This window comes from Brevibacterium aurantiacum, assembly GCF_900169065.1.
Classification (GTDB): Bacteria; Actinomycetota; Actinomycetes; order Actinomycetales; family Brevibacteriaceae; genus Brevibacterium; species Brevibacterium aurantiacum.
In genome coordinates this window covers 25,953-50,943 of record NZ_FXZB01000009.1, presented here as the reverse complement: position 1 = coordinate 50,943, position 24,991 = coordinate 25,953, and the positions used below count along the sequence as shown (strand labels likewise).

The 24,991-nt window shown below is 62.7% G+C and carries 21 protein-coding genes; 8 read left to right on the top strand and 13 right to left on the bottom strand.

What is annotated here, in order from left to right; genetic code table 11:
* Positions 1-2 precede the first annotated feature (2 nt).
* The 3 genes from BAUR9175_RS07645 (at position 3) to BAUR9175_RS07635 (ending at position 2,763) form a co-directional block, all read left to right on the top strand.
* Positions 3-347, top strand: a complete 345-nt coding sequence (locus BAUR9175_RS07645) for a TraR/DksA family transcriptional regulator (RefSeq protein ID WP_096146002.1) — start codon at positions 3-5, stop codon at positions 345-347.
* Positions 348-466: 119 nt separating this feature from the next.
* On the top strand, positions 467-1,498 hold the full coding sequence (locus tag BAUR9175_RS07640) for an acyltransferase family protein (protein WP_096161665.1): 1,032 nt from the start codon (positions 467-469) through the stop codon (positions 1,496-1,498).
* A gap of 218 nt (positions 1,499-1,716) precedes the next feature.
* Positions 1,717-2,763 carry a homocysteine S-methyltransferase family protein gene (locus BAUR9175_RS07635; protein ID WP_101583406.1) on the top strand — a complete coding sequence of 349 codons (1,047 nt, stop codon included), beginning with the start codon at positions 1,717-1,719 and terminating at the stop codon, positions 2,761-2,763.
* 33 nt (positions 2,764-2,796) lie between these two features.
* Here BAUR9175_RS07635 and BAUR9175_RS07630 read toward each other — a convergent pair whose 3' ends face one another.
* From BAUR9175_RS07630 to gnd, 6 genes are all read right to left on the bottom strand, one after another.
* A complete protein-coding gene (locus tag BAUR9175_RS07630) occupies positions 2,797-3,639 on the bottom strand; it encodes a formate/nitrite transporter family protein (RefSeq protein WP_101583404.1) in 843 nt (280 codons plus the stop codon).
* Positions 3,640-3,823: 184 nt separating this feature from the next.
* A complete protein-coding gene (locus tag BAUR9175_RS07625) occupies positions 3,824-5,167 on the bottom strand; it encodes an MFS transporter (RefSeq protein WP_101583403.1) in 1,344 nt (447 codons plus the stop codon).
* Between the two features lie 130 nt (positions 5,168-5,297).
* Positions 5,298-6,875, bottom strand: a complete 1,578-nt coding sequence (locus BAUR9175_RS07620; protein WP_096168007.1) for a class I adenylate-forming enzyme family protein — start codon at positions 6,873-6,875, stop codon at positions 5,298-5,300.
* 131 nt (positions 6,876-7,006) lie between these two features.
* Positions 7,007-8,164 carry a PucR family transcriptional regulator gene (locus BAUR9175_RS07615; RefSeq protein WP_096168003.1) on the bottom strand — a complete coding sequence of 386 codons (1,158 nt, stop codon included), beginning with the start codon at positions 8,162-8,164 and terminating at the stop codon, positions 7,007-7,009.
* A 49-nt stretch (positions 8,165-8,213) separates the two neighbouring features.
* Positions 8,214-9,356, bottom strand: a complete 1,143-nt coding sequence (locus BAUR9175_RS07610; protein ID WP_101583401.1) for a pyridoxal-phosphate-dependent aminotransferase family protein — start codon at positions 9,354-9,356, stop codon at positions 8,214-8,216.
* A gap of 65 nt (positions 9,357-9,421) precedes the next feature.
* Complete coding sequence (gene gnd / locus BAUR9175_RS07605; RefSeq protein WP_096145998.1) at positions 9,422-10,957, bottom strand: NADP-dependent phosphogluconate dehydrogenase; 1,536 nt, start codon at positions 10,955-10,957, stop codon at positions 9,422-9,424.
* Between the two features lie 215 nt (positions 10,958-11,172).
* Here gnd and BAUR9175_RS07600 point away from each other — a divergent pair, with 215 nt between their 5' ends.
* Positions 11,173-11,670, top strand: a complete 498-nt coding sequence (locus tag BAUR9175_RS07600) for a gluconokinase (protein WP_009883907.1) — start codon at positions 11,173-11,175, stop codon at positions 11,668-11,670.
* A gap of 93 nt (positions 11,671-11,763) precedes the next feature.
* Positions 11,764-13,167: a GntP family permease gene (locus tag BAUR9175_RS07595; RefSeq protein ID WP_180959216.1), complete on the top strand. Its 1,404-nt coding sequence runs from the start codon at positions 11,764-11,766 to the stop codon at positions 13,165-13,167.
* A gap of 21 nt (positions 13,168-13,188) precedes the next feature.
* Here the strand turns inward: BAUR9175_RS07595 and BAUR9175_RS07590 are convergent, their stop codons facing one another.
* Genes BAUR9175_RS07590 through rsmA form a run of 3 tightly spaced genes read right to left on the bottom strand, consistent with a single transcriptional unit; the run spans position 13,189 to position 15,790 of the window.
* Positions 13,189-13,935, bottom strand: coding sequence for a FadR/GntR family transcriptional regulator (locus tag BAUR9175_RS07590; RefSeq protein ID WP_069600669.1), 747 nt, complete (start codon positions 13,933-13,935; stop codon positions 13,189-13,191).
* Positions 13,935-14,885, bottom strand: a complete 951-nt coding sequence (locus BAUR9175_RS07585) for a 4-(cytidine 5'-diphospho)-2-C-methyl-D-erythritol kinase (RefSeq protein ID WP_069600670.1) — start codon at positions 14,883-14,885, stop codon at positions 13,935-13,937. The genes BAUR9175_RS07590 and BAUR9175_RS07585 overlap by 1 nt, the downstream gene beginning before the upstream one ends.
* Positions 14,882-15,790 carry a 16S rRNA (adenine(1518)-N(6)/adenine(1519)-N(6))-dimethyltransferase RsmA gene (gene rsmA / locus BAUR9175_RS07580; protein ID WP_096145996.1) on the bottom strand — a complete coding sequence of 303 codons (909 nt, stop codon included), beginning with the start codon at positions 15,788-15,790 and terminating at the stop codon, positions 14,882-14,884. The genes BAUR9175_RS07585 and rsmA overlap by 4 nt, the downstream gene beginning before the upstream one ends.
* Before the next feature lie 205 nt (positions 15,791-15,995).
* Here rsmA and BAUR9175_RS07575 point away from each other — a divergent pair, with 205 nt between their 5' ends.
* From BAUR9175_RS07575 to BAUR9175_RS07565, 3 genes are all read left to right on the top strand, one after another.
* Positions 15,996-17,249 carry a class I SAM-dependent methyltransferase gene (locus tag BAUR9175_RS07575; protein ID WP_096145995.1) on the top strand — a complete coding sequence of 418 codons (1,254 nt, stop codon included), beginning with the start codon at positions 15,996-15,998 and terminating at the stop codon, positions 17,247-17,249.
* A 53-nt stretch (positions 17,250-17,302) separates the two neighbouring features.
* Entirely contained in the window at positions 17,303-18,139 is an 837-nt protein-coding gene (locus BAUR9175_RS07570; protein WP_096157362.1) for a sulfurtransferase, read from the top strand.
* A gap of 553 nt (positions 18,140-18,692) precedes the next feature.
* Positions 18,693-19,583 carry a C40 family peptidase gene (locus BAUR9175_RS07565; protein WP_096145993.1) on the top strand — a complete coding sequence of 297 codons (891 nt, stop codon included), beginning with the start codon at positions 18,693-18,695 and terminating at the stop codon, positions 19,581-19,583.
* A gap of 81 nt (positions 19,584-19,664) precedes the next feature.
* On the opposite strand, the gene BAUR9175_RS07560 is transcribed toward BAUR9175_RS07565, so the two are convergent.
* From BAUR9175_RS07560 to BAUR9175_RS07545, 4 genes are all read right to left on the bottom strand, one after another.
* Positions 19,665-21,272, bottom strand: a complete 1,608-nt coding sequence (locus tag BAUR9175_RS07560; protein ID WP_101583399.1) for a glycoside hydrolase family 3 N-terminal domain-containing protein — start codon at positions 21,270-21,272, stop codon at positions 19,665-19,667.
* 111 nt (positions 21,273-21,383) lie between these two features.
* Positions 21,384-22,901, bottom strand: a complete 1,518-nt coding sequence (locus BAUR9175_RS07555) for a mannitol dehydrogenase family protein (protein WP_101583398.1) — start codon at positions 22,899-22,901, stop codon at positions 21,384-21,386.
* Between the two features lie 82 nt (positions 22,902-22,983).
* A complete protein-coding gene (locus BAUR9175_RS07550; protein WP_009883897.1) occupies positions 22,984-23,922 on the bottom strand; it encodes a carbohydrate ABC transporter permease in 939 nt (312 codons plus the stop codon).
* A complete protein-coding gene (locus tag BAUR9175_RS07545; protein WP_029417279.1) occupies positions 23,919-24,869 on the bottom strand; it encodes a carbohydrate ABC transporter permease in 951 nt (316 codons plus the stop codon). Before BAUR9175_RS07545 ends, BAUR9175_RS07550 begins: the two co-directional genes overlap by 4 nt.
* Positions 24,870-24,991 lie beyond the last annotated feature (122 nt).

Genomic DNA, 24,991 nt, shown 5'->3' with positions numbered 1-24,991 from the left:
TGATGGTCGACTCGGATCGGGTGCGGGAGCTCCTGCGCAGCGAAGAATCTGAGACCCGGAGGCTCATCGCGTCTCTGTCATCGGACATCAAGGATCTCGCGGCGGCACGCGAGGGCGACAACAGCGACGACGAACATGACCCTGAGGGGTCGACGCTGGCCTTCGAACGCTCGCAGGCAGAAACTCTGCTGCGTCAGTCTCAGGAACGTCTGACCTCCATCGCCGAGGCGGAGCAGAGACTCGATGACGGCACCTTCGGAATCTGTACCAACTGCGGAAATCCCATCCCCGAGGTCCGGCTCGAGATCCGTCCCTACGCACCGACCTGCGTGGCGTGCGCGAGCTGAACGAACGGCTGCTTCCACACCGCACAAAGGACTCAGTCCGGGCCGAACACACCCTCCATTCCGCCTGACTCCGGCGCGTGACCTTTATGCTTCGGGCTCCAGCGAGCTATCGTGGCTGGGTGCCCACACGAGATCACAGACTGGACCGCGCCAAAGGCATCCTCATCTTCACCGTCGTCCTCGGCCACCTGCTGGCCCGGACTTCACCATGGGATGACGATGTCCTCCGTGCGCCGATGTACCTCATCTATTCGTTCCACATGCCGGCCTTCGTCTTCCTGGCCGGCATCACAGCGAAGTCGACGAGGCTGCCCGAACGCGTCCTGACATTCCTGGTCCTGCTGTTCACCGTTCTGCCTCTGCTGTGGGGCTGGATGTGGGTCTTCGACCTCAATCCCGACTACGATCTCCTGACCCCGTTCTGGTACACGTGGTTCCTGCTCTCGATGGCCTGCTGGATCATCACTGTGCCCTTCATCGAACGATTCCCACGCACACTCCTCGTCACCTCGGTGGTGGTGGGGCTCTTCGGCGGCATTCTGCCGGTACTCGATATGGAGCTCTCGGCCTCACGATCGATGATCTTCTGGCCCTTCTTCGTCATCGGCAAGCTCTACGGCAAGCAGATTCTCGACTGGGCCGGGAGCCTGCACATCTGGCAGAAGCTGTTCTTCACGGCGGCCGCCTTCGGCTCGGTCGGCTACTTCTACCTCGATGAGGTCTACTACAAGTGGTTCTACGGCAGCCTCAACTTCGCCCACTTCGACGTCAGCATTCCCGAGGGCATCGGCATCCGCCTCATCGTCGACATCGGGGCCCTGCTCATGACGTTGATGCTTCTCATGTGGGTCGGTGACAAGGACACGATCATTGCCAAGATCGGTCGAAACAGCCTCGCGGTCTACGTCCTCCACGGATTCGTCGTCCGCGGTCTCCAGCCCTGGCTCAGGGACATCGAGGACGTGCTCAACGCTCCGATGATCTTCCTCCTGTGTCTCGTCCTGGCGCTGCTCGCCACCTACCTGCTGTCCTGGGGCCCGTTCGAGAGAGGCCTGCGCTGGTACTCCTCGACCGTGACCCGCCTGCTGCTCAAACCGTTTGCGTCGCTGCGCGCGAAGCCGGGAAAGCACTCGGACAAGGCCTCCTCGTAACCCGTTGCCTCGGTGGCTGGTGTCGGCTGCAGACATCGGTGGCAGACCTCGGCAGCGAGCCTTGGAGTCGCTGACGGTGACTCCGATCGTCATATGACTTCTTTATGTCATTGTGACGTCGACCACATCGACGCGAGTGACTATTATGCGGGGAGCTTGGGTGCTCAACCTGAGCGCGTTCAATCGCCTGTCCTCTATCTTCATTACGGAGAGCGCCCATGACTACCAATGCTCTGACCCAACGCCTCGACGCCGGTCCTGTGATCTGCGCCGAAGGATTCCTGTTCGAACTCGAAAAACGCGGCTACCTGTCTGCTGGGGAGTTCGTGCCCGAGGTCGCGCTCGAATTCCCCGACGCCCTTCGTTCTCTGCACGTGGACTTCCAGCGTGCCGGCTCGGATATCGTCGAGGCCTTCACCTACAACGGACACCGCGAGAAGATGCGGGTCATCGGCAAAGAGGATCTGCTCGAACCGCTCAACCGCTCCGCACTACAGATCGCCCGCGGCGTCGCCGACGCCAAGCCCGGAAACTTCATGGCCGGAAACATCTCGAACTCAAACATCTGGGATCCCGAGAATCCGGACCGTCAGGCCGAGGTGCGGTCGATGTTCACCGAGATGGTGGGCTGGGCCGTCGACGAGGGTGCTGATCTCATCATCGGTGAGACCTTCTACTTCGCCGGCGAGGCCATCGCCGCGGCCGAGATCGCCAAGGCCAGCGGGCTGCCCGTCGTCCTCACCCTCGCCCCCATGGCCTTCCAGGAGATGGCCGATGGCGTCGGCATCGTGGAGACAGCGCAGAGACTTGAACAGCTGGGCGTCGACGTCGTCGGCCTCAACTGCTTCCGCGGGCCCGCCACGATGCTGCCGTGGCTGAAGGAGATCCGCTCGGCCGTGTCCTGCCACGTCGGTGCCCTGCCCATCCCCTACCGCACGACCCAGGATGAGCCCACGTTCTTCAATCTCTCAGATCCCCGCGCCGAGGTGGCCTCCCCGCACGGTCGCACCTTCCCCACGGCTCTCGATCCGCTGCAGACGAATCGCTACGAGATCGGTGCCTTCGCGAAGGAAGTCCACGACCTGGGCGTCAACTACATCGGCGTGTGCTGTGGTGCGACTCCGATGCACATCCGCGAGGTCGCCGAGGCGGTCGGACTGACCACCGACGCCAGCCGATTCTCGGAGAACATGAAGAACCACTTCATGTACGGCGACAATGAACGCCTCGCCGACAACGTCGTCGCGCTCGGCTCCACCGCCTGAGGTAGGCAATCAGCGGCGGTCGCCGGCCATCGCCTAGCTGGGCTGCGTCTCGAGATCTTCGAGGGAAACCGTGCCCTTGCGCAATGCTCGAAGCACACGATAGGTCCGAACCACCCGGGGCAGAGTGATGAGCAGCAGCCCGCCGAGCATGTTGAACGGGATGACGATTCCAAACCATTTCAGCAGATCCAGCATCGAGATATCCGCCCCGGCCAACATGGCCGCGAAGATGACGATCGCGTTGAGGGCACCGTGGAGCATGCCGAGGCCGATGAGCAGCAGACCCGATGCCATGCTGACGATGGCGAGGACGACGTCGTTCGAGGTGCCCTGTGACATCCGGGTGGACAAGGTGACGGTGGCACCGGCCAAGAGCGACAGCGCGATCATCACCACCAAGGATGGTTGGTCGATGTACTTCATGGCCGTGTCGATCATCGTCGAGTGGTAGTCAGGAAGCGCCAGAACCATCAGCCCGGCAAAGGCGAGACCCCCGACGAGGTTGGTCACCAGGGTCACCGCCCACAGGCGGACTACCTGAAGAACATTGGCCTGACCCGCGATCACGGCATTGATGGGCAGCAGAAACTCTTCGGTGAACAGCTCTGAGTGGGCAAGCCTCAGCGCCAGCAGACCAATGCCGAAGGCAAGACCGGCCAGCACGTCTGACCCCGTCGCCTGCTTGACCAGAATCATCGCCAGGATACCCAGGCCCACGTCGACACCGCCGAAGAACCCGGTCACAACGAGCTCCGGCCACTTCCGGTTCAGGCGCTTTGCCCCTGTGACCACGGTCGCTGTTGCCTCATCGACCAATTCGTCTTCGAGGTCGAAGTCATTCGTCCCTAGTCGCTGACGCTGCTCTCTCTGAGTCATTGCCACAGTCTATTTGTGAGACCTGTGCGTTTGTGGGCCCGCTGCGCACTGGGAACGATTCGCCCCCTCATTGCACACCAGGAGCGCTGAAACACCCCGTTGCAACGAGATGTTTCAGCGCTCCTGGTGCGTGGTGCAGCCAAGTGGCTACCTCAGAAGGACCGCCAACGCGGCGATACGCTGTTCAGGTGTCTGCCTTGTGCAGCAGACTGTCCTCGTCCGCAGGGACTGTCTGAACTTGCTCAGCCTTTTCGAAGTCTTCCTGCCGCAGGACCAAAAGCGCGATCAGCGAAATTAGGCCGGTCGCAACAAAGAAGTACCAAGGTGCTGTGATATCTCCAGTTGTGGAGATGAACCATGCAGCAATCAGGGGAGCACTTCCGCCGAAGAGAGCTACCGGCAAATTGTACGCAACAGCAATCCCTGTCGACCGGATCCTCGTTGGCAGCAACTCCGTCATCGTTGCATAGGTGGACGACGCATAGAATCCGAATGAAAGAGCGCAGGCCATGAGCGGGAAGAAGAAGCTCACTGGCGTGGCTCCAGGAGCCGCCAGGAAGAACCACAGCATCGACCCAGTAGCGGCGACTCCCGAAGTCAGCAGTATCGGCTTCCGTCCCCACCGATCTGACATCACTCCGCCGATCGGCATGACGGCTGCTGACAGCAGACATGCAACGATGACGAACCAGAAGCGCACGGACCCCGAGAACTGCAGAATCTCGCTGATGAAGGTCGATGCATATGTGAGCACGAGGTAGAAAATCGACGCATGGACTGTAATGATGCAGAACACCAGCATGATTGCGCGCATCCAGGACAGTGTTTCGCGCAAAGGCGCCTTTGAGCTCTCCCCTGCGGCTACTATCGCTTGGAACTCAGGGCTGTCTTCGAGCTTCAGCCGAATGTAGATCGCGACCAGCCCCAGCACACCTGCAAACAGGAACGGAAGCCTCCACGCCCATGCGAGCATCGACTCCGTACCGATGATGGCTGATAGCCCGTTCGCAACGAGGCTCCCCAGAAGGAGCCCCAGGACGGCTGTTGTCATGAGCCAACTTGTCGAATGACCTCGCTTGCCCGACCCGGCGTATTCGGCGATAAAGCTGGTCACAGTCCCGATCTCCCCTCCTGCCGAAAAGCCTTGGATGCAACGGAGGAGAATCAGAAGGATCGGTGCTGCGACACCGATAGTGCTATAAGTCGGCAGGAGCCCGATACAACAGGTGGATCCGGCCATGAGTATCAGGACGATCAGCAGAGTCTGCTTCCGGCCAATCTTGTCCGCCATGGGCCCGAAGAACAACCCGCCGAGGGGTCGGATGAAGAAACTCAGGGCAAATACGGCAAAGCTGCTCAGCAGGGACACCGTCGGGTTCTCGGAGGCAAAGAATAACTGCCCCATGTACACGGCCAAGAACCCGTATATTCCATAGTCGTACCACTCGATGACGTGCCCGGTCACGGCACCGGCGAACGCTCTCTTTCGGCGTTGGCCGCTGACTTCCTGTATCTCGATTTCGCGCATGGTTCTACCTTTCTCAGACGCGTCGCTGCGTCAACGAGGAACGTCATGACATTGGGCCATAACGCGGAATTGCTGCAATCATCTGCTGGGACGAGTCGGAGCCGAGCTCGGCTCGACAAGCCCGTGACTCTCAGGACTCGGAGGCGCCGATCTTGAACCGGCGGATCTTGCCCACGCTTGTGCGTGGGAGTTCATCAATAATGTGCCATTCCCGAGGACGAGCCGAGGGCGCTAGATTCTGCTCAGCCCAGGTCGACAAACTGTCGATGTCGAGTTCTTTCGCACCACTCCGCGCGACAACATAAGCGTGCGGAACGAAATCTCGTATCGGATCCGGAGCGGCGATGACAGCGGCTTCCAAGACACCTGGCGCCTGAGCAATCACGGCTTCCACTTCGGTCAGGCTCACGTTCTCCCCCGAAACCTTGACTACGTCGTCGACCCTGCCGACGAATGACAGATCCCCGATCTCGTCCGATTTCGCCAGATCACCGGTCAACAGCCATTCGATGCCTGAGTCGTCAGTCAGAAAACTCCGAGACGTCGTGACCGTATCGTCAAGGTATTCGAGAAACAGGTCCTTGCCGCGGGTACCTGCCACAGCAATCATTCCGGGCGCTTCCCCTGTGACCTCGTCCCGAGTCACAGGGTCAAGCAACTTCACATCTCGACCTGGCAGAGGACGACCGATCCGGTCTGGCCGGGGAGGCTGCGAACGATCGTATGAGACTATCGCGATCGTCTCTGTCATGCCATATAGCTGTCTGGGCAGCACCCCTGTCAGTTGACCGAATTCCTGATGATGAGCAGGTGCAAGATTCTGCGCGTACCAGACATGTTCGAGTTTGAGAGGCTCCATGGCACCTGGCGTGCGCGCCAGAATCATCCGAATCGGAGCAGCAAACAGACTGGCGTGAGTGACCTCAAGTTCTCTGGCCTGCTCAACCCAACGACTGGCAGAAAAGCTCGCCGTCATGGCGACCGATGCCCCCACCCTGATCGCCGAGGCGAAACAATAGTACTGCGCATTCGCATGGAAGAGCGGCAGGGTCACGAACCACCGATGATGTGGCTCCAGCGCAGCAGCCTCGGCCATCACCGTCGCGACATTGAGATAGTTTCCCTGAGTCAGCACCACACCTTTAGGCTGTGAAGTCGTGCCTGAGGTGAACATGACTGCCAAGCGATCTATGGGATCATGCGTCAGTTCAAGCGCCGAGGCCGAAGTGTTGCCTATCAGTGCACCTCCTGCGGAAAAGTCTGCCGAGGACTCGCCAAGTTCGATGATTGGCATCGTGACCTGCGATTGCGCGCCGGCTCGATAGTCGGCGGCTCTTTCACTGCTGCAGATGCCGAGGGCTGGCGTGACGCGACCGACCTGCGAGGCGATGTCTCGTGACGATGCGGCGGGGTCGGATGGAACCATCCACGCACCGATCTTCGCGATGGCCAACCAGAGTGCGACGAATGCTGGACAATTCTTCAGACACAGATGCACCGAATCTCCAGCATCAACGCCGTATTCATCGAGTGTGCCTGTGACCCTGTCGACGATGCTGGAGAATTCGCCATAAGTCCATTCGGAGATAGCTCCGTCGTCGTCACGAAACCTGAGGAACAGCCGTGCACTGTGCTGCGCCACGGTGTTGTCCCAGAGCAGTGAGAAGGTGTCTGCGGATAGGTACGGACTCTGCGAAATCGCGGTCATTCTGTGGCTCCACTGTCATCGTTGACGTCTTGTGAACTTGTTGATGGTCACAATCATTGCAGGTACCCCATTGAGCTGATACGTCGAAGTCTCCGAAGTTTCACGGTCAGAGTTAGAGAAAACTCTATAAATCAATCAGTGGGGTCCGTGTTTGCAGCGAATCCGCTGTCGTATGCCTCCAACGCCCACCGCAATCCGAATAGCTCATCGATTCCGTGCTCGAAGCCTCCAGTCAGATCGCTGAACTTCTGCAGACGGTATCTGACAGTGTTCTCATGCACGTTCAGTTCTTTCGAAGTCTGCCTCACAGACGACGATGCTCTCAGCCATGTACGAAGTGTTTCCAGCATGTCTCGGCCAGCGGCTGTGGCCGGACGGAGAGGACTTATGTACCGGTGGATCAGATATTCATTGATATCCGTGGAGTCCGGTACGGCCAGCTTCCAGGCATACGATTCCATACTGTGAATCCCTGACGGCTCTTTGCGTGCCAGCTTCCAGACCTGCTCACAGATTCGCGCCGACCTGACAAGGTGCACCAGTGGTCCGAACGGGCCGATCGCTAAGGGCACGTCCGAAACTGTCACGGTCGGGGTTCGAGCAACGATGGCGACAACTCGAAGGTCGATCTGCGCAACCAGAGCCTGGGCTCGAGCTGTCGAACCCGACGACTTCACATCACGGATGATCTTCTCTACGTCATGGCCAGCGGCCGGGATGGCCGCAACAGCATAGACTCCATCGATGTCCACATCGTATTTCTTCGCCCGCTGCCTGGTGTCGTCGTCAATGACGGAATCTGTCGTCAACTTACGCACCAATGAACCGATTTCAAATGACTGCTTCATCGCTTCAGTGCCCGCTCGGTAGCGGTACTCTGCCGCGGCGCCGGCGGTGAACCAATCACCGAGACGCCACAGCAGTGTGGCCCCATCCAGCGTGTTCTGGGGATCAAGACCGGCAGCTGTGGCCTTTGAGATAAACGACTCGTGCGTGGCGCTCAAGCTGATTCGGTAAGCCCGTATTATGTCCTCAATGGGCACGTTCTCGTCAATCCGCGCACGTGTAGTCGCCCTGTGCTCGGCATTCTCTGAGACTGCGGGAATCTGCCGAGAGATCAAGACGTCTACGGCGCGGCGGGCATTTGTCCTCACCGAGGCAAGCAGTTCATCTCGTGGTACCCCCACGTAGGTTGCCAGCTCGCCGTAGATCCGAGAGGCTGCAAGATCAGCAATGCTGTCTTCATCCTCTCGGATTCTGAGGGCGACTTCCGGCAGCGCCGAGCTCACGCCAGCTCTTTAGAATTCACCACGACAGTCCTGCGCGGTCGGTGTTCGATCACGACTGCGGCGTCACGCCGATCGAATCGAGCGCGGTTTCGAGACGGGTGATCGTGCCGTCGATGTCGCCGAGCTTGTCGAGACCGAAGAGACCGATGCGGAAGGTCGAGAAGTCCTCGGGCTCGTCGCACTGCAGGGGAACACCGGCAGCGATCTGCACGCCGGCTTCCTTGAACTGTGCGCCGGTGGCCAGCTTCGGGTTGTCCGTGTGGACGACGACCACGCTGGGCGAGGCGAACTCCGGTGTCGCGACAGAGGGCAGCCCGCGCTCGGCGAAGACCTTGCGGACCCGGTCGCCGAGTTCGAACTGTGCCGCCGAGAGCTTATCGAAGCCGAGCTGCTCGGTCTCCAGCATGATGGCGGCATTGTGTGCCAGCGAATCGGTGGGCATCGTCGCGTGGTACGGCGCCCGACCCTCTTCGTACTCGTCGGCGATGAACAGCCACTTCTTGAGGTCCATCGCGAAGCTCGTCGACGTGGAATCCTGAACGGCGGCGCGGCCTGCTTCGCTGAGCATGACGTATCCTGCGCAGGGTGAACCGCTCCACCCCTTCTGCGGAGCGCTGATGAGGACGTCGACACCCAGATCCGTCTGCGAGGCCCACACTGCACCGGAGGCGATGCAGTCGAGGACGAAGACACCGCCCACGCTGTGGACCGCGTCGCTGATCTGGCGCACGTAGTCGTCGGGCAGCAGCATTCCGGAGGCGGTTTCGACGTGGGGTGCGAACACGACTACTGGGCGTTCGGACTCGATGGCGGAGGCCACCTCGGCGATGGGTGCCGGCGACCAGGCCGACTGGTGCTCGTCGCTGCTCGGGGACGCCTTGAGCACCGTCGTCTCGCTGGCAATGGATCCGGCGTCGAGGATCTGTGACCAGCGGAAGGAGAAGAGCCCGTTGCGGACCACGAGGCATTTCTTGCCGGTCGCGAGCTGCCTGGCCACGGATTCCATGGCGTAGCTGCCACCACCGGGTACGATGGCCACGCTGTGCGCGTCATAGGCTTCGCGCAGGACGCGGTTGATGTCCTGCATGACGGATACGAATCGACCCGACATGTGGTTCAGTGATCGGTCGGTGAAGACCACCGAGTATTCGAGCAGGCCGTCTGGGTCAACATCTTCGTGTGGCAAAGTCATGCCTCCCACATTGCCATGTTCACGTGGTTTGGGCCACTACCGCCCAATTGCAGAGACGTCGCCCTTCACAGCTGCACTTCGCTGCGGTCACCCGACCACAGGGTGTGGAAGGTTCCCGCTCGATCTGCGCGCCCGTAGGTGTGGGACCCGAAGAAGTCTCGCTGCCCCTGCACCAGCGCTGCCGAGGACCGGGAGGTGCGGATGCCGTCGAAGTACGACAGCGCCGAGGCCAGGGCCGGAATCGGCACGCCGGCCGAGGCCGCGTCGGCGACCGTATCCCGCAGAGCCTGCTGCCCGGCATTGAGGGAATCCTGGAAATACGGATCGGCCAGCAGAGAGCTCAGGTTCGGATCGGCGTCGAAGGCCTCCGTGATCCGGTCGAGGAATCTGGCGCGGATGATGCAGCCCGCCCTCCAGATTCTGGCGACTTCTCCGAGTTCAGTCTTCCAGCCGTATTCCTGTGCTCCGGCGGCGATCTCGTGGAAGCCCTGCACATAGGCGAGGATCTTTCCCGTGAACAGCGCTTGTCGCACGGTTTCGATGACCGTGTCACGGTCGACCGGCGCCGAGGTGGCGGCAGCGTCGTCATCCGCCGAGGTGGTGCTCGATGGACCGTCCAACGCCGTCCCGGAGGAACGCAGTACGGATACCGAGGACAGGGACCTGGCCGAGACCGCCTCGGCGATGGTGGCCACAGGCACACCCAGATCGAGGCCGGTCTTCACGGTCCACCCGCCGGTCCCCTTCGCCCCGGCAGAGTCGGCGATGACGTCGACGAACGGCTTTCCTGTGGCCGCATCGGTGTGATCGAGGACCTCGGCGGTGATTTCGATGAGGTAGGACTCGAGTTCTCCGCGGTTCCATTCCCTGAAGACCTCGGCGATCTCGGACGGAGTAAGGCCGAGCCTGCTTCTCAGCAGCGCGAAGGCCTCGGCGATGAGCTGCATGTCGGCGTATTCGATCCCGTTGTGGATCATCTTGACGAAGTGACCGGCCCCATCGGTGCCCACATGGGCGATGCACGATTCCTGGTCAATTTGTGCGCGATCCGCCGGTGCGCCGTTTCCGTCGCTGGACTCGGCACGTGCGTCACCGGTTGCGGCGCGTGCGGCGATGGGTTCGAGGATCGGTCGCAGCCTCGACCACGCGGATTCGGTGCCGCCGACCATCATCGACGGCCCTTCGAGGGCACCGACCTCTCCCCCGGAGATGCCGACCCCGACGAACTCGATTCCGGCCTGCCTCACGGCCTCACCACGAGCAATCGTGTCGGTGAACAGCGAGTTTCCGCCGTCGACGATGACGTCGCCAGGCTCGAAGACCTCGACCAGATCGCTGATCGCCGAGTCCGTTGCCGCGCCCGCATTGACCATGAGGATCGCCACGCGTGGGCCTGAGAGCTTGCTGGCCAGATCCGCCGGCGAGGAGGCGACGAGGAATTCCGCGTCGGGATGTTCGACTGCCAGTGCCTGAGCGCGGTCGACATCGCGGTCGTAGACAGCGACTCGTGCGCCGGACCGAGCGGCCAGGTTTCGTGCGAGGTTTCGTGCGAGGTTCGAGCCCATCACTCCGGTGCCGATCACGCCCACTTCTGCGGTCATACCCAATCCTCTTCCTCGTGGCTGCTGGTCATGGCTGCCAGCGTCGGTTGCCAGCAATAGCCGCCAGCAGTGGCTGCCAGTGACGGTGAAATGTCGCAGCTGCCAAGTTCTCGCAGCAGTTGACAGTTCCACATGTCTCATTTAGATTTCTATAAATCTGATTTAATGAGTGCAGTTTAGCAATGTCATCATATTTTTACGAGAGGCCGGTTGATATGGACCTTCCCCCGCTTGTCATCATGGGGGTGTCCGGCACGGGAAAGACCCTGATCGGCCGTCGCTTGGCTGCAGAGCTCGGAGCCGTCTTCGTCGACGCCGATGATCTCCACAGCCAGGACAACAAAGACAAGATGCGTTCCGGAGTCCCCCTCGACGATGAGGATCGTTGGCCGTGGCTGAAGTCGGTGGCGAGCGAGCTGATCGCGACTCCGCCGCCTGTCGTCGCCTGTTCCGCGCTGCGGCGCAGCTATCGGGACTATCTGCGAGCGCAGGCACCTGCCACCTTCTTCGTCCATCTCACCGGGGACCGCGAGATCATCGTCGAACATCTCGCGCGGCGTTCACACGAGTTCATGTCGCCGACGCTCGTCGACTCGCAGCTGGAGACTCTGGAACCACTCGCCGTCGAGGAAGCACATTTCCTCGCGCCCATCGACCTGTCCCCCGACGAGGTGAGTCGATACATCATCGAACGCCTCCCCCAGGGCAGCTGACCCGAGCCTCATGCCACCCGACCACCGCCCACTCCAATCTGACCGCCATCGGCTGCCACCTGAGCGCTGTCGAACCTCAAGGAAGAGGAAATTGTGACCGAGATCGAACTCAACTGGACGCTGTCAGCCCCGGCGCTGCTCGGCATCGCCGCAGCAGCCATCGCGGTGCTGCTCATCCTCATCATCCGTTTCAGACTTCACGCCTTCATCGCGCTTGTCGTGGTCAGCGTGCTCACCGCCCTGGCCGCAGGGATCAGCCCCGGCGATCTGGTGCCGGTCATGTACGACGGATTCGGATCCACATTGGCCAGCGTCGCACTCCTCGTGGGGCTCGGCGCCATGCTCGGCAGGATGCTTGAACTCTCCGGTGGGGCGCAGGTGCTCACGGACGCACTCATCAGAGCCTTCGGAGAGAAGCGTGCGCCATTGGCCTTGGGGCTGACCTCGCTGCTGTTCGGGTTCCCGATCTTCTTCGATGCCGGCCTGGTCGTCATGCTGCCGATCATCTTCACCGTGGCCAAGCGCCTCGGCGGCTCTCTGCTTCTCTACGCCATGCCCTCGGCAATCGCTTTCTCGGCCATGCACATCTTCGTCCCGCCGCACCCTGGTCCCGTGGCCGCATCCGGACTTCTGGGCGCGAATGTCGGACTCGTCCTCATCTGCGGTCTCATCATCGCCGTGCCGACCTGGTACCTGTGTGGGTATCTGTTCGGGCTCTTCATCGGCAAACGCGTCAATGTCCCCGTCCCGTCGCTCCTGGCCCATGACCCGGCCGAGGAGTTCGCCGACTTCAGGTCCTCACCCAAGCTCTCAACGGTCCTCGTCCTGCTTGCCCTGCCGCTCGTGCTCATCTTCCTCAACACCGGCCTGAACTTCGCCGGTGAGGCCGGCTGGGTCGACGCCGAATCCACTCTCATCACCTCGCTGCGGATGCTCGGGGAAACTCCGATCGCCCTGCTCATCACCGTGCTGGCGGCCATGTGGCTGCTGGGATGGCGCAAGAAGAAGGGCAGCAGCATGGTCGAGAACATCGTCGACTCGGCACTGGGCCCTGTCTGCTCGATCATCCTCATCACCGGAGCCGGCGGCATGTTCGGCGGTGTGCTGCGAGCCAGCGGGATCGGTGATTCCATCGCCGACTCCCTGGCGACTCTGGGACTACCAGTCATCGTGGCCGGATTCGTCATCGCAGCGATCGTGCGCATCGTCCAAGGCTCGGCCACGGTCGCGCTCACAACTGCTGCGGCTCTCATGCAGCCGGTCGTCGTCGGCAACCCGGACTTCTCGAGCCTGCAGGTCGTCGCCATCGTCCTGTCCCTGGCCGCAGGCTCCGTGGTGGCCAGCCATGTCAACGATTCAGGCTTCTGGCTGGTCTCCAGGTTCTTCGGCATGGACACGAAGACCACGCTGAAGACCTGGACCGTGGCTCAGACCATTCAGGGCCTCGTCGGCTTCGCCCTCAGCCTCGCCCTCTACGGAGTTGTCAGCGCGTTCTGATCAGTGCGTCTCACGTTCTGATCAGTACGTCTTCAGGCGGGGTTGGCCCTCCCAGGCGTCTTCCATCTCGGTGAATGCTCGATCCATCATTTTCGTCATCGCAGCATGAGCGCGCTCGGGGTCGCCGTTGCCGATGGCGTCGGCAACATCGAAGTGCCATTGCAGCGCATCCGGATGAGGGAATTTCGGCATCAGTCCGGCGTGCGTGCGACCTCGCAGGATCTCGGCGACGACTGTGTCGAAAGAGGCGAAGAGCTCATTGCCGCCGGCTCTCAGGACTGCACGGTGGTAGGCGATGTCGACCTCCAGCACCGCTTCGACATCGCCTTTGCTTCCGCTGGCGCGCATTCTGGCGGCCAACCGCATGATCTCCTCGGCCACATCGGCTGAGGCATGGATGGCCGCGAGGTATGCTGCCTGCGGTTCGATGGCGACTCGCAGCTCCGTCAGCGAGCGCAGCTGCAGTGCCGGGGTTGCCGCCATTCGCCACCGCACGATCAGTGGGTCGAGGATGGTCCATTCCTCCATGGACAGAATCACCAGACCCAGGCGACGAATCGGCTTGACCATCCCCAGGGATTCCAGGACCCGCACGACTTCGCGCACCACCGACAGTGAGACCTCGTAGCGCACGCGCAGCTCTTCGGCCCTGATGACCGTTCCCGGTGCCAGGTCACCGGTGACGATGTCCGTGCCCACCGAGTTGAGCAGGCTCTCGTGGAGGTTGCCGCCGGCAGCTCCCGTGCTCGGACCCTTCGCTCCAGCCATCAGTGCGATTCGATGACGTGGGCGCCGGGGGCGGGTCCCGTGGTTCGCAGCGCTTCCTTGACTCCTCGCGTGGCTTGGAGCAGGACGGCGAGGTCGAGGGCGTGGTGGGCGTCGCGGGCGAGGAAGCCGATCGTCGGACCGGAACCGCTGAGCAGGGGCAGGAGTGCACCGGCGTCGCGGCCGGCTTCCATCACCTCGGCGAGTTCGGGCATGGCCGATATTGCGGCATCGGTGAGGTCGTTCGCGGCGGCCGTGGCCAGGGTGTCCGGGTCACCGGCGGCGAGCGCCGTGAGCACCTCGGCGGGCACGACGGCAGGCTCGGGGTCGGGCGTGAGTTCGTCGAACCGTGCGTACATCGCCGGGGTCGACAGCTGCCCCGCCGAGGTGGCCATGACCCAGTGGAATGATCCGCGGGTGAGGACGGGGCTGAGCTTCTCCCCGCGTCCGTGACCGATCGCAGTTCCGCCGTGGAGGAGGAACGCGACATCGGCGCCGACGGCGACCGCGCACTCCTGAAGGATCGACTCTTCCACTCCCCCGATGAGGTGGGCCGCTCCGACCAGTGCCGCGGCTGCGTCGGCCGATCCGCCTCCCATGCCGCCGGCGACGGGCACCTGTTTGTCGATGACGATGTCGAGGTCGCGCAGCACGTCGACGTCACGGTCATCTTCGAGGGCTGCGATGAGCAGGTTGATGGCTTTGCGAGCGAAGTTCGACTCGTCCTGAGGAACCTCGGCGTCTCCGTACCGGCCGCCGACGACGATCGAGGAGCTGCCCCCGGGAATGAGGGTCAGGGTCTCGTTGAGGTTGAGTGCCTGGAAGACCGTCGCGAGTTCGTGATATCCGTCCGCGCCTGCTCCACCGACACCGAGGTGAACGTTGATCTTCCCCGGTGCCTGCACCTTCACCGGTGTCTGGGTTCTCGGGCACGAGTGCAGCTGTGCGCTCATGGCTGTGGACTTTCGTGTGTGTCCGGGCTTTCGTGAGCGTCCGGGCTGCCTGGTGCGGCCCCGGCTGCGGCGAGGCGCTCGAAATCGGCGACGCCGAGGGCCTCACCTCGTGTTTTGGGATCGATTCCGGCGGCGCGCAGGTACTCTTCAGCCTGCTGGGGGCTGCCGGCCCAAGTGGCCAGTGCCGCACGGAGAGTCTTGCGACGTTGGGCGAAGGCCGCGTCGACGACGCTGAATAGGCGACGGCGCTGCTGCAGGTCCCGCTGAGTGCGGGTCACGTCGATGTGGACGAGTCCGGAGTCGATGTTCGGGGCCGGCCAGAACACGTTCTTGCCGATGCGTCCGGCCAGAGTGACGTCGCCGTACCACTGGGCCTTGACGCTGGGCACACCGTAGGTGCGGGAGCCGGGGCCGGCGGCGAGTCGTTCGGCGACCTCGAGCTGGACCATGACGAGCACTGACTTCAGGCTCGGGAAGATCTCGAGGAAATGCAGCAGCACCGGGACCGCAACGTTGTAGGGCAGGTTCGCGACCAGTGCCTCGGGGGCGGTCGGCAGTTCGGTGACTCTGAGGGCATCGGCATTGACGAGCTCGAAGTTCGCGGCTCCCTCGGCAGCGTCGTCCGTGTGTCCGTACTTCTTCACCGTTGCGGGCAGTCGCTGCGCCAGGACCTCGTCGATTTCGACGGCGGTGACATCGTGCCCGGCCTCCAGCAGACCCAGGGTCAGCGACCCCAGACCGGGTCCGATCTCGACGACACTGCTGTGTCCCTGCAGCTTCGCGGACGCGACGATCGAGCGCACGGTATTGGGGTCGATGACGAAGTTCTGCCCCTTCTGCTTAGTCGGGCGCAGACCGATGTCGGCGGCGATTTCGCGAATGTCGCGTGCGGTCAATAACGTCACAGCCAACAACTTACCGCACTCATTCGCAGGCACAATCACCGAACACTCCTGTCGCCTATTCCTTATAGTCCTGCAACATCGCACGGCAGCTGCCTGAGCATGACAGGCACTCGACGAGGCAACACAGACACTCGACGTGCCATTGCAGTCACCCGACGAACCAGCGCAGTCAGAGCACCGACGCCAGGACGATAGGGTGAACGGTATGGATCCGCAGACTCTCACCGAACTCCTCGACGTCTCCGTCCTCGACCGGCTCGACCGGATCGAGGACCTGCCTGCGGATGAGCTTGCCCGCTCCTCGGCACTGCGCAAGGAAGGCTACTCCGCCGAGGTTACGGCCGGCCTGCTCACCCAGGCACAGCTGCGTAAGGACGCCGTGAAGAAACTCGGCCCATTCGCCGAGGACATGCTGTTCACCCGCGATGGGCTCGCCCAAGCCACACGACTGCCCGTCGCCGCTCACCATGCCCGCCGCCTCCTCGGCGAGGGCAAGGACACCGGCGGCGACGCCGACGACACCGGCGAATCGGCAGATTCAGCGCCCACGATCGCGGATCTGGGTTGTGGGATCGGCGCCGATTCCTTCGCCTTCGCTGGAATGGGCGCCCAGGTCACGGCCGTCGACGCGGACGAGGTTACGGCCGCCATCGCCAGCTTCAACCTCCGCCACCTGGCCAATGCCAGCGTCGAGCATGCCCGGGCCGAAGACATCGACACCACCGATTTCGACGCCCTGTGGTTCGACCCGGCCCGCCGCACGGTCGGGAAGGGATCCAAGAGCGGGTCCACCGCACGCATCTTCGACCCCGAGGACTTCTCCCCTTCTCTGTCCTGGGTCATCGACAAGGCGATCGCGGCGAAGGCTGCAGGGGTCAAACTCGGACCCGCACTCGACCACTCCCTCATCCCCGACGAAGCAGAGGCGCAGTGGGTCTCCCACGCAGGCGAGGTCGTCGAGGTCTGCCTCTATTTCGGAACCGCCCGGCAGCGCCCCGGCCGCAGCGCCCTCGTGATGGGTGACCGCACCCTTCTCGTCCACGAAGATGATCTGCCTGCCGAGGATGAGGAGGGTGTCGGCGAACTCGGCCAGTACCTCCTCGAACCCGACGGGGCGATCGTGCGCGCCGGACTCGTCACTGCACTGTGCGGACCGCTGCAGGCTCGCCGAGTCCACCCGAAGATCGCCTACCTGACCACCGATGTCGAACCCACAGGCCCTGCTTCGGCCGGGGTCACATCCTATGAGGTCACCGATGTGCTGCCGGCGAAGATTCCCAGCCTGCGCAAGGCCCTCATCAGCCGCGGCATCGGCAAGGTCGTGATCAAGAAGCGTGGAGCTGATATTGTTCCTGACCAGGTCAGGCGTCAGCTCAAGCTGCCGGCAGGAGACAAGGCGACACTGGTCTTCACCCGCCTCGGCGACCGCCATGTCGTCCTCCTGACTCAGCCCTGCTGAACCGTCCCAACCCTGCTGAATTCCCTTCACCCGACCCCACTAGGAGAATCCCCATGAACCGCTCCGACGTTCTCATCACCGCCGACGAACTTCTCGCTCGCCTCGCCGATGACGGATCCACACCCAGGCTGCTCGACGTGCGCTGGAGGCTGCAGAAGCCCGATGGTCGCGATGACTTCGCCGCCGGTCACATTCCCGGAGCCGTCTACGTCGACCTCGACACGGAACTCGCCGCACACTCCGAGACTGGCCCCACCGCAGGCCGGCACCCGCTGCCGTCTGCCGAGGCATTCCAGGAGCAGGTGCGGGCGTGGGGCATCGACCAGCTCACCGAGGTCGTCGTCTATGACGACAACTCCGGTCAGGGAGCCGCCCGTGCCTGGTGGCTGCTGCAATGGGCGGGGATGACGGCACGCGTCCTCGACGGAGGACTGAACGCCTTCGTCGCTGCCGGCGGCGAGCTGGCAACTGGTCCCAGCGAGCCCGTGCAGCCGAGCACTGTGACGATCACTCCAGACTCGATGCCCGTCATCGACGCCGACGCCGCGTCCGCGTGGACAGGTGTTCTGCTTGACGCTCGGGCCGGCGAACGCTTCCGCGGAGAGACCGAACCGCTCGACGCCAAGGCCGGCCACATTCCCGGGGCCAAGAGCGCGCCTGCCAGCGAGAACACTGCAGATGGCAAGTTCCTCGATGAGGAAGCCCTGCGCTCGCGCTTCTCATCCCTCGGCGCACTCGACCAGCCTGTGGGCGTCTACTGCGGCTCGGGCGTCAGCGCCTGCCACAATGCTCTGGTGCTGGCGAGCCTCGGCGTCGAGTCGAGCCTCTACCCGGCCAGCTGGTCCGGCTGGTCCTCCGACCCCGCCCGCCCGGTCGCAACCGGAGCCTGACAACCGCAGCAGCTGCAAGCAGCGTTCGCGATTAGCAGCTCGTCACCAACGGTCGGCAAGTACACCTCGATCTCAGCAGAAATTTCGAGGCGAACTTGCCGACCGTTCGTCGTTCGCAGTTCCTCCCGGGTACGTGCGAGATCCCTGGTCACGAAGCTGCTGACATGATCCGCAGGGCTAGCCGAAGACGCCGCGAATCACGTAGCAAAACTGTCATTTTTGACCTGCCTTTCATCTCGATTCGTTATATAAGCCCGTCGAGCATGACGAGAGATGAGTCATAGTACTGCGGGAAATCGACCCGAAAGAGCGCAACTGTTACAAAAACTTTGACCTTGAACAGGCTTCTGACCTGCACGTTTATAAACTGTCACAACAAATTCTCCACAAATGTAACGAAAACGTGACATTAGATCACTGATTGGTTACAGTTGTGAAGGTCGGTCACGAGAGTGCCGACTTCACACCGAGAACCGCACGCCACACTCGATGTGAAATCACTACGGACCACAGTGGCGGTTGGGATCCTTCCAATAGGTGACGAGAGGAAAACGTGGCAACTAAGAAGCATGGCCGCCGCGCCGCAGAAGCCAAGGTCAAGACACCACTGACCGAACTGACCGACATCCTGAACGCCAACTCCGCCGTCTTCGGACGCCGTGCAGCCGTTGTCGCTGCCAGCGGTGGACTGCTGACAGCAGCCGTTCTTCCGGCAGCAGGACAGGAAGCCGACGACAAGGCCTCAGTCTCTGCCGAAGCCGAGAACCACAAGCAGGTTGAGTTCAAGAACCAGACTGCGACAGTCGATGCCGGCGCAGAATCGTCATCCAAGGACGGAAAGAAGGGCGCATCATTCGGCGCCGATGTCGAGACCGTCACCGCTGAGGCCGCTCCCAAACCGAAGCCGAAGCCAGAGCCCAAGCCTGTTGAGACCGTCGAAGAAGAGGCTCCGGCCCCTGAACCGGACACAGAGCCGGTTGCCGACGACTCCGACGATGATGCGAACACCGGCTCCTCGGATTCCGGTGACAAGGACAAGAGCGAGGGCGGCGACAAGGGCGAGAGCAAGGACTCCGGGTCCGGCGATGCCGGTTCGATCGACGGCTCGAAGGCCGAGCAGGTCATCGGCTGGGCAGAGAAGGGCGTCGGCACTCCCTATGTCTACGGTGGAACGTCGCAGAGCGGCTGGGACTGCTCCGGTTACACCTCGTGGGTCTACAGCAAGGTCGGCGTGAACCTGCCTCGCAGCTCGGGCGCTCAGAAGGCCGCTGGCAAGGTCGTCTCCCAGTCGGAGGCCAAGCCCGGTGACCTCATCTGGCACCCAGGCCACGTCGGCATCTACGCCGGTGACGGACAGATGTACGATGCCGGTTCACCAGGTTCAGGCACCTCGAAGCGCAGCTACAGCTGGATGGGCAACGTCACCTTCATCCGCGTTCTCTGATCTAGTTCACACAGAAACTCCCCGCCCGGCTCGACGGTCCTCGAGCCAGACGGGGAGTTTTTGCATGCCCTCTGCTACCTGTCAGCTGCAGTCCGGCGCCGCGTCGCTGCCCTCGTATTCGACGGGCAGTGAGCCCGAGGCGCTGAGATCGCCCTTCAGCCATTTCGCCACGGTCTGCAGAGCATTGGGGTTGCTGTCATAGGCGGTGACCGCAGATTTTGCCGAGGTATTGCGCATCGTCCACGGAGCAGCGGTGCCCACCGCCACCTCGGCGGAGGTGCTCGGGCTCAGACTCACGCTCGTACCACCTGAGCCGACCTTGAGTCCCGCATCCTTCGCCGCCTTCGTCAGCGCGGTCTTCTCCTTCTCGCCACCGCCGACGATCGAGATCGAGTCGGTGCCTTCGAACGAGCATTCGCCCTTCAGCACCGTCAGCGATTTCTCGGCTACCTCGGTGAGCACCTTCTGCGGGTCCTCGGAGTCGTCGCCGTCGATCGCCTTCTGCGTCTCGGCCGTGGCCAGCTGCATCGCGACCACGCGTTCGGCCTTCTCCTTCAGCTCATCCTTCTTCAGCTCACCGTCGCCCAAAGCTGTGACCACGGCCTGCTGGGCGGCGGCGGAATCGGGCGGCATCAGTGCCAAGTCGGCACCGGCGGACAGTGCCTTGACGGTCTCTTTGCCGCTCTGGTTCTGGTCGACGGCCTTCATGTTGAGGGCGTCGGTGATGATGACTCCGTCGAAGTCGAGCGTGTCACGCAGTGCCTGGTAGGCCTTCTTGTTCAGTGTCGCAGGAGTCGTCTTCGCGTCCGGCAGGCCGATGTGTCCCATCATCACCATCGGGATGCCGGCTTCGACGGCTGATTTGAACGGCAGCAGATCCGTGTCCTCGAGTTCCTTGATGCTCTTCTTCGACACCGGAAGGCTCTCGTGCGAATCGACGTGCAGACGACCGTGTCCGGGGAAGTGCTTCGCTGAACTGGCAACACCGCCGAGGTGGTACCCGGTCGCGGCGTCAGCGACGACCTCGGCGACCTCCTTGTGATCATCACCGGCCGAGCGCACGTTGATGGCCACGTCCTTGGCTCCGGTGGTGACATCGGCATCGGGGGCGAAATCGATCGTGAAGCCCAGGTCGGTGAGATTCTGGCCCTGCACCTTCGTCGCGGTCTGTGTCAGCTCCGGATCTTCGGTGGCCGAGAGTGCCATGAGCGGAGGGAACGGCAGTGCCCCGGTGCTCAGCCGCGAGACCGGGCCGCCCTCCTGATCGACGCCGATCGACACGGGGTGCCCCTTTGAGCGGGCCCCGTTGATCGCCTCGGTGACGCCCTTGACCTGGTCAGGCGTCGGATTCTCGGGCAGATTGTCGGCCATGACGATGACCCCGCCGAGGTTGTTGTTCTCAAGCAGATTGACACCGGTCTGCGTGTCGGTGCCCGACCAGGTGCCGATGATGAGGGACCCAGCGAGTTCATCGTCGGAGAACGAGTCAACGATCTTCTTGGCCTCGTCCGCGAAGTCCTCGGGGCTGATATCGGCTGGATCGGCGGCCTGGGCAGATTCAGCCTTCTGCGCCGATTGCGGCGCACCTGCTCCCCCGGTCTTCTCCGATTGAGGGTCTGACGTTCCGCCGGAGCAGCCGGTCAGAACGAGCACAGCGGTGGCAGCGATGATGGAAAGTCTGGGTCGCATAGCCCCATGCTAATCGCCGAAGCTGAACCAGCGGACGAGAACGCGGCATCTCAGCCGCAGGTGCAGCTCCCGGTCACAGTGCAGCCATCGGTTCAGAGAGCAGTCATCGGTTCACAGTGCCTCGTGGGCTGCGAGTCGTCGCACGGTCTCTCTTGCGCCGCGTTCGTGCAGGGACTTCAGCGCTGCGAGGTAGTGCCTCGTGAAGCGGGAGTCCGTGGCCACAGTTCCGAAGAACTGCTCCTGCCTCACGAAGGCCAAGGGATCGGCCGCCTGTGAGCTCGCGACCTGCTGCAGCTCCGTGGCATAACGGTCGACGATGGTGAAAGGAGCCCCCTGCTCATCGCTGCCTTCGGCATACCTGGCCCAGGATGCGCAGATTGCGGCCGAGACCTCCACCGGTGCACCCGAGACAAGGTTGTCACCGATGACGGGAACGAGCCATTTGGGGATCCGGTCAGAAGATTCGGCGCCGAGGCGGGCCAGTGTGTCGCGAATCTCAGGATTGCTGAATCGCTCGATGAGTGAGTCCTTGTAGGCGTCGAGATCGATTCCGGGCAGCGGCTCAAGGCTGGGTGTGCCCTCCTCATCCATGTACCTGCGCAGGTAGACGGCGATATCGGGGTTCTCCATCGCTTCGTGGGCGTAGGTGTAGCCGGCCAGGAGTCCGAAGTAGGCCAGCCCCTGATGCCCGGAGTTGAGCAGGCGCAGCTTCATATGTTCGTAGGGTCGGACATCGTCAACAACCTGGACACCTGCCAGTTCGTATGGAGGTCTGCCCGAGGTGAAGCTGTCCTCGAGCACCCATTGGAAGAAAGGTTCAGCGACCACGGGCCAGGCGTCGAGCAGCCCGACAGATTCTCTCACCTCGGCCCGGTCCTCGTCGGTGGTGGCAGGGGTGATCCGGTCGACCATCGCGTTCGGAAACGCCACGTGGGTGTCGATCCAGTCAGCGAGCTCGGGGTCGACGAGGCGGGCGAAGGCACCGAACATCTTCTTCGCCACGTGACCGTTCTCCGAGATGTTGTCACATGACTGCACTGTGAAGGGGTCCACGCCGTCGTCTCGGCGGCGGCGCAGGGCCTCGATCACGTACCCGAAGACCGTGCTCGGCAGTCTCCCCGCTTTCAGTGCTGCCACGTCTGCGACGATCATCGCGTCCTCGGAGACGAACTCCCCGGTCACCGGGTTGACGTTGTACCCGCCCTCGGTGACGGTGAGTGAGACGATGCGGATCGTCTCCTCGCCGAGGAGGTCGATGAGTCCCTGCGGATCATCGGGTCCGTAGCGGTAGTCGATGATGGATCCGATGACACGTCGTTCGCGGGTTCCGTCGGGATGTTTCAGCGTCAGTGAGTAGAGGTGGTCCTGCCCGGCCAGCGCGTCACGCATGTGCACATCGTGGGGCAGGACGCCGGCGCCCACGATTCCCCAGTCTGCGGCTCTGCCCGCGTTCATGAGGTCATCGACGACCATGGCCATGTGCGCCCGGTGGAAGCCACCGACGCCGAAGTGCACGATGCCGGGAGTCACTGCGTTCCGGTCGTAGTCGGGGACGGTGACTCCGCGTGCCGCAATCCGGTCAAGGTTCGATCCGAGCAGAGGCAGAGTCTGCGCGTCCGTGGAATTCATCATCGTCTTTCCCCTGCTGGTCGGTGAGGTCGGGTGAGCCGGCCCAGAGCTCGGTCAATCTGATTGGGCATTCGGTTGAGCCTCATTTCACCGCACCCATCGACAGGCCCTGGACGAGTTTGTCCTGGGCTGCGATGCCGGCGACAAGCACCGGCACTGAGATGATCAGCGAAGCAGCGCACACCTGGGACAGGAACAGACCCTGGGAGGTGACGAAGCTGGTGAGGAATACAGGTGCCGTCGAGGCTGCGGTCGAGGTCAGGACGTTGGCGAAGAGCAATTCGTTCCACGAGAAGATGAAGCAGATCAGAGCCGTGGCCGCCAGGCCGGGTGCGGTCAGGGGCAGCAGAATCTGCATGAAGACACGGGGAAGCCGGGCACCGTCGAGCTCAGCGGCCTCGAGCACCTCAACGGGCACCTCGGCGAGGAATGATCGCATCATCCACACGGCGATGGGCATGTTCATCGCCGTGTAGATGATGATGAGCAGCAGCCAGGTGTCGAGGATCCCGAACGCCTGTGCGACCAGATAGATGGGCAGCAGCCCCGCAACCATCGGCAGCATCTTGGTCGAGAGCAGGAAGAACAGCACGTCTGACCAGCGTTGGATCCGACGGATGGCCAGGGAGTACGCGGCCATGGTCGACAGAACCAGGACGATGAGGGTCGAGACGATTGCGGCGACCGCCGAGTTGATGAGGGCAGGCCAGGGACTGACACCGCTGCCTCCGCCGAAGAAGTTGGAATAGGACTCCAAGGTCAGCGAGGCGAAGAAGCTGGGCGGATTCGTCGACGCATCGGTTTCGGCGTGCAGACTCGTCAGCAGCATCCACAGCAGCGGGGACACGAAGAGGAGCCCGACGAGCCAGGCCAGGAGACCCAGGAGGATCTTCCCGATCCTGCGCTGCCCCGGACGTCGCGGTGCACTCGCCTTCTGCCGGGACGGCTCGGCCCCTGGCTTACCGGCAGTTCCTACAGGGCCGGTGGTGCCTGATGGGCCCGTGGTGTCTGGGGTGCTCATGAGTTCTCCTCCTTGAGCAGGGTGGACGCGGTTCGCAGTGCGAAGGTCGCGATGACGAGCGAGGCGATGACGACGATGACGCCGACTGCGGAGGCGACTCCGTAGTCCTGGGCCACGAAGAACTCCTGGTAGATGACATACGGCAGGTTCGCGGTTCCGAGTCCGCCGGAGGTCATCGTGAAGACGGTGTCGAAGTTCTGGACGATGTAGATCGTGCCGAGCAGGGCCGCGAGTTCGATGTAGCGGCGCAGGTGCGGCAGCGTGATGAACCGGAACGTCTGCCCAGGTCCTGCTCCGTCGACCAGTGCCGCCTCGTAGACGTCCATTGGCCGTGACTGCAGACCCGCCAGCATGATGAGCATCATGAACGGGGTCCACTGCCAGACGAGCACAATGCCGATGCCCAGCAGCGGAGAAGTGCTCATCAGGTCCGGTTGGGGCGCGTTCTCACCGAAGACGGTGGTCAGCAGACCGTTGACCAGCCCGTAGGACGGGTTGAAGATCGCATGCTTGAACAGCAGCGCCGCGGCCACGGGCACGATCAGGAACGGGGTGATCATCAGCGTGCGCACGAATCCGCGCCCGATGAATTTGCGATCGAGGAGGAGCGCGATGGCCAGCCCCAGCACGGCCGAGACCAGCACCACCGAGACCGTGAGCCCGACGGTGACGAACACTGCACGCAGCAGGTCCGCATTCGTGAAGACCGTGATGTAGTTGCGCAGGGTCCCGAAGCTGATGTCATCGGGATAGGCCGCGTTCCACTTCATGAACGAGATGACGATGGTGATCGCGAACGGAATCTGCGTGACGAGGATGACGAAGATCAGTGCCGGCAGCATCGGGGCTCGCCGCGACCACCGCTCACGAGCACTCGAGGATGCAGGTCTGGGCGATGTGGGCGCGGGTGCCGCCTGGGTTCGGCGATCTTGCGCAGGAGCTGACATGGACAACCTCCGGTGATGGACGCAGCGTGCGGCAGTGGGGCAGCAGTGGGTAGCAGTGGACTGCGGTGGGAGTGCGGGTGCTGGGGCGCCGACGCGAAAGCCTGCGCCCCAGCCCGCCTAGA

Bases quoted from the DNA above. Each gene is read 5' to 3' on its own strand.
- BAUR9175_RS07645 (WP_096146002.1), top strand. From the start codon at position 3: ATGGTCGACTCGGATCGGGTGCGGGAGCTCCTGCGCAGCGAAGAATCT.
- BAUR9175_RS07635 (WP_101583406.1), top strand. From the start codon at position 1,717: ATGACTACCAATGCTCTGACCCAACGCCTCGACGCCGGTCCTGTGATC.
- BAUR9175_RS07630 (WP_101583404.1), bottom strand. From the start codon at position 3,639: ATGACTCAGAGAGAGCAGCGTCAGCGACTAGGGACGAATGACTTCGAC.
- BAUR9175_RS07625 (WP_101583403.1), bottom strand. From the start codon at position 5,167: ATGCGCGAAATCGAGATACAGGAAGTCAGCGGCCAACGCCGAAAGAGA.
- BAUR9175_RS07620 (WP_096168007.1), bottom strand. From the start codon at position 6,875: ATGACCGCGATTTCGCAGAGTCCGTACCTATCCGCAGACACCTTCTCA.
- BAUR9175_RS07610 (WP_101583401.1), bottom strand. From the start codon at position 9,356: ATGACTTTGCCACACGAAGATGTTGACCCAGACGGCCTGCTCGAATAC.
- gnd (WP_096145998.1), bottom strand. From the start codon at position 10,957: ATGACCGCAGAAGTGGGCGTGATCGGCACCGGAGTGATGGGCTCGAAC.
- BAUR9175_RS07600 (WP_009883907.1), top strand. From the start codon at position 11,173: ATGGACCTTCCCCCGCTTGTCATCATGGGGGTGTCCGGCACGGGAAAG.
- BAUR9175_RS07590 (WP_069600669.1), bottom strand. From the start codon at position 13,935: ATGGCTGGAGCGAAGGGTCCGAGCACGGGAGCTGCCGGCGGCAACCTC.
- BAUR9175_RS07585 (WP_069600670.1), bottom strand. From the start codon at position 14,885: ATGAGCGCACAGCTGCACTCGTGCCCGAGAACCCAGACACCGGTGAAG.
- BAUR9175_RS07575 (WP_096145995.1), top strand. From the start codon at position 15,996: ATGGATCCGCAGACTCTCACCGAACTCCTCGACGTCTCCGTCCTCGAC.
- BAUR9175_RS07570 (WP_096157362.1), top strand. From the start codon at position 17,303: ATGAACCGCTCCGACGTTCTCATCACCGCCGACGAACTTCTCGCTCGC.
- BAUR9175_RS07560 (WP_101583399.1), bottom strand. From the start codon at position 21,272: ATGCGACCCAGACTTTCCATCATCGCTGCCACCGCTGTGCTCGTTCTG.
- BAUR9175_RS07555 (WP_101583398.1), bottom strand. From the start codon at position 22,901: ATGAATTCCACGGACGCGCAGACTCTGCCTCTGCTCGGATCGAACCTT.
- BAUR9175_RS07550 (WP_009883897.1), bottom strand. From the start codon at position 23,922: ATGAGCACCCCAGACACCACGGGCCCATCAGGCACCACCGGCCCTGTA.
- BAUR9175_RS07545 (WP_029417279.1), bottom strand. From the start codon at position 24,869: ATGTCAGCTCCTGCGCAAGATCGCCGAACCCAGGCGGCACCCGCGCCC.